This is a genomic window from uncultured Traorella sp., assembly GCF_944327115.1.
Classification (GTDB): Bacteria; Bacillota_I; Bacilli_A; order Erysipelotrichales; family Erysipelotrichaceae; genus Traorella.
In genome coordinates, this window is the sequence record NZ_CALVGS010000120.1 from 1 (window position 1) to 3339 (window position 3339).

A 3339-nucleotide genomic window follows, 5' to 3' on the forward strand; every position below is an offset into this window, starting at 1 on the left:
AAATTGGATACATTTTTGATTATATTCGGAATAATTCATAACATAAAAGATATGTTTAGAACAATAGATAAATTACTACTAGATATATGTTAGTTAAAAGGCAACAGAATTGATACAATCCCACTAAAGTAGACAAAGGAAATAATTAAAATTTCACTTATCTACGGAGGTGGGATTTTATTGTGGAAAGAAAAGCAAACTTTGGCACGTTTTGTGCGGTATGTTTAATGAGCTAGAAAGGGTACTGCAGTAAACTAGCTTTGTAAAAAAGAAGGGAGTCGATAGAAAACAGTGATAATATTTAGGTGTTATTTGAGAAAGAAGAAGGAGGAAAAGTTATGAAGTTTTCAGAAGTATTTCATATAAAGAAACCCATTTTGGGTATGCTTCATTTAAAGGGTGATACTCCTGAAGAAACACTAGAACGGGCTATGAAAGAACTTCAGATTTATGAAGAAGGTGATGTTGATGGTGTTATTGTAGAAAACTATTTTGGAACATACGATGACATGGTCTTAGTACTGAATGAAATCGAAAAAAGGAAAACTGATTTAGTAGTAGGAGCAAATTGTTTAGGATGTGATGCACTTGGTTTTGAACTTGCTTCTCGTTATCCTTTTGTTAAATTTATTCAGATTGATTCAGTCGTGGGACATGTTAAAGAGCGAAATGAAGCAAATCTTCGGGCATTTTTTAAATTATACAGGGAAAGGGTTAATGTATGTGTATTCGGTGGTGTTCGCTTTAAATATCAGCCGGTATTATCAATTAGAACTGTAGAAGAAGATTTACAAATTGCCCAGAATCGTTGTGATGCAATTTGCGTAACTGAAGATGCGACTGGACAAGAAACTTCGATGGAGAAAATAATTAAATTTAGAAATGAATTAAAAAATTTCCCGTTGGTAGTTGCTGCCGGTACAAATATTGATAATATTGCTAAACAATTAGAATACTGCGATGCAGCAATTGTAGGTAGTACATTTAAAGATACACGTAAGGACACAGGTAATGTTTCTTTAAAGAATGTACAGGAATTTATGGAAGTTGTTAAACTCTTCAGAAAGGAGCATTATGATACGTCTCGTTAGAGTTGATCATCGTTTGCTTCATGGACAGGTAGCATTTTCGTGGACAAGAAGTTTAGGAACGGATTGTATTTTGATTGCCAGTGATAAAGTTGCAAATGATGAAATTCATGCCTCGGCATTGAAATTATCAAAACCAAGCGGAATAAAAATGGTAATCAAAGGAATCGAAGATTCAGCAAAAGCAATTAATTCAGGTGTAACGGATAAATATAAATTAATGATTATACTTGGTTCAATTGCAGATGCTTATATGCTATGCAAAAAAGTATCTGCAATCAAGAGTATCAATTTAGGTGGCGTTAAATCTGAGCCGGGGAAAGTCCAGATTTCAAAGGCTGTATTTGTAAATGAAGAAGAAAAGAAAATGATTCGTGAATTAGATAGCATGGGAATAGAAGTAGAAGTCAGAATGCTTCCAGATGAAACTTCTATAAAGGCTATTTCGCTTATCTAGAAAGGAGAAAATATGGAAAATAGTGTATTAACAGCATTTTTAATATTTCTAGTATGTTGTTTACCATCGTTGTGTACTTTTATTGGAATTGATAATGTAGGGCGACCTATTGTATCGGGAGCTTTGGTTGGTTTGATTCTTGGTGATCTAGAAACAGGTATTATTTGTGGTGCTAATATTGAGTTGATTTGGTTAGGCGTATTTGCAATTGGTGCTTCTAATCCTCCTGATATGACAGCAGGAACGGTTTTGGGTACTGCATATGTTATACTAACGTCCGCTACTGTAGAATCAGCAGTTTTATTGGCAGTTCCGGTTGCAACAGCAGGAAAATTGATTGGTGAATTAAGATGGACCGTTATTGATGTTGCACTTGGACACAAAGCTGATTCATATGCACTTGAAGGAAATACCAGAGGCGTGCAGGTAATGCATTGGGCAGCCACAGCAATAAATATTTTATTTAAACCTATAGTTATTGCACTTGCTTTCTACTTTGGTATTGATTTGATTGAAGGTATTGTTGCTGCAATTCCAACCTGGCTGACAGACGGTATGATGTATGCGACAGGTATCATTCCTGCAATTGGATTTGCATTAATTGCACGAATGATCATGTCAAAAGAAACAGTACTTTTCCTAATTCTTGGTTTTGCATTAGCTTCATTCTTTAATTTATCAACAATTGCGATTGCTGTTCTAGCTTGTATCATTGTAGCTTATCAAATTTTTAATAATAAACGTACAGGAAGAGAGGTAGTGGCAGATGACAACGAATTCTAAGTTAACAAAAAAAGATCTAGCAAAAATTTACTGGCGTTCCTGTCAGCTTGATATGTCATGGGATTATGAACGTCAGCAACATATCGCTTATTCTTATGGTATATCTAGTGCAATAGATAAAATTTATAAAAATGATCCAGAAAAGAAAAAAAGAGCTCTTCAAAGAGGACTGGATTTTATGGCTTGTACTCCACAGATCGTCCCATTTATTATGGGAATTGATGTGGCTTTGAATGAAGAAAATGTTAATACAGATACTTTTGATGAGTCTATTATAACTTCTATCAAAACTTCATTGATGGGTCCTATGGCCGGTATTGGTGATTCTTTGATTCCAGCTACTTTAAGAATTATCGCAACAGGTATTGGAATTTCCTTTTCAATGGCCGGAAATCCTCTTGGACCAATTTTATTTTTACTGACTTTTAATATTCCATGTTATTTCATCCGTTATTATAGTTTAAAATTTGGATATAAATTTGGTACTAAATTGATTACATCAATGGCGAATACTAATATAATGGATACAGTTTCATATAGTGCAGCCATTGTTGGTCTTATGGTTGTTGGTGGAATGATTTATTCTCAAATATGGTTAGACTTACCAATTATGGTTGGTTCAGGTGATTTTGCTCAGCCACTTGTTACTTATTTAGATCAAATCATGCCTGGCTTGATTCAATTAGGTTTATTTGGACTAATGTATTATCTACTAGGAAAAAAAGTTAAAACTACAACTATTTTGTGGGCCGTTTTAGGTATTTGTATTGGATTGACATTTATTGGTTCATTATTTTAAAGATGATAAAAAGAAAGCAGCCTCGAATTAAAATCGAGGCTGTATTCAATAAGGAAGTGAACAAATATGAATTTAAGAGAACATACCATAAACATTCGTAAAAATATTTTAAAAATGGTGGCCAATGCACAAAGCGGACATATCGGAGGCAGCCTTTCCAGTGCCGATATCATTACCTATTTATATTTTAATGTCATGGATATCAATGAAGA

Annotated in this window: 4 protein-coding genes and 1 pseudogene; all 5 read left to right on the forward strand. The window is 33.9% G+C overall.

From position 1 onward, the window contains the following. The first annotated feature begins 338 nt into the window (after nucleotides 1-338). On the forward strand, nucleotides 339-1091 hold the full coding sequence (locus Q0K35_RS10150; protein WP_294562746.1) for a BtpA/SgcQ family protein: 753 nt from the start codon (nucleotides 339-341) through the stop codon (nucleotides 1089-1091). Beyond that, complete coding sequence (locus tag Q0K35_RS10155; RefSeq protein WP_294562748.1) at nucleotides 1075-1545, forward strand: PTS sugar transporter subunit IIB; 471 nt, start codon at nucleotides 1075-1077, stop codon at nucleotides 1543-1545. The genes Q0K35_RS10150 and Q0K35_RS10155 overlap by 17 nt, the downstream gene beginning before the upstream one ends. A gap of 12 nt (nucleotides 1546-1557) precedes the next feature. Beyond that, nucleotides 1558-2328 (forward strand): PTS sugar transporter subunit IIC, encoded by a 771-nt coding sequence (locus tag Q0K35_RS10160; RefSeq protein ID WP_294562749.1) that lies wholly within the window; start codon nucleotides 1558-1560, stop codon nucleotides 2326-2328. Next, entirely contained in the window at nucleotides 2312-3127 is an 816-nt protein-coding gene (locus Q0K35_RS10165; protein ID WP_294562750.1) for a PTS system mannose/fructose/sorbose family transporter subunit IID, read from the forward strand. Before Q0K35_RS10160 ends, Q0K35_RS10165 begins: the two co-directional genes overlap by 17 nt. Nucleotides 3128-3193: 66 nt before the next feature. Further along, nucleotides 3194-3339 (forward strand): annotated as a pseudogene (locus Q0K35_RS10170) (transketolase); the annotation flags it as partial.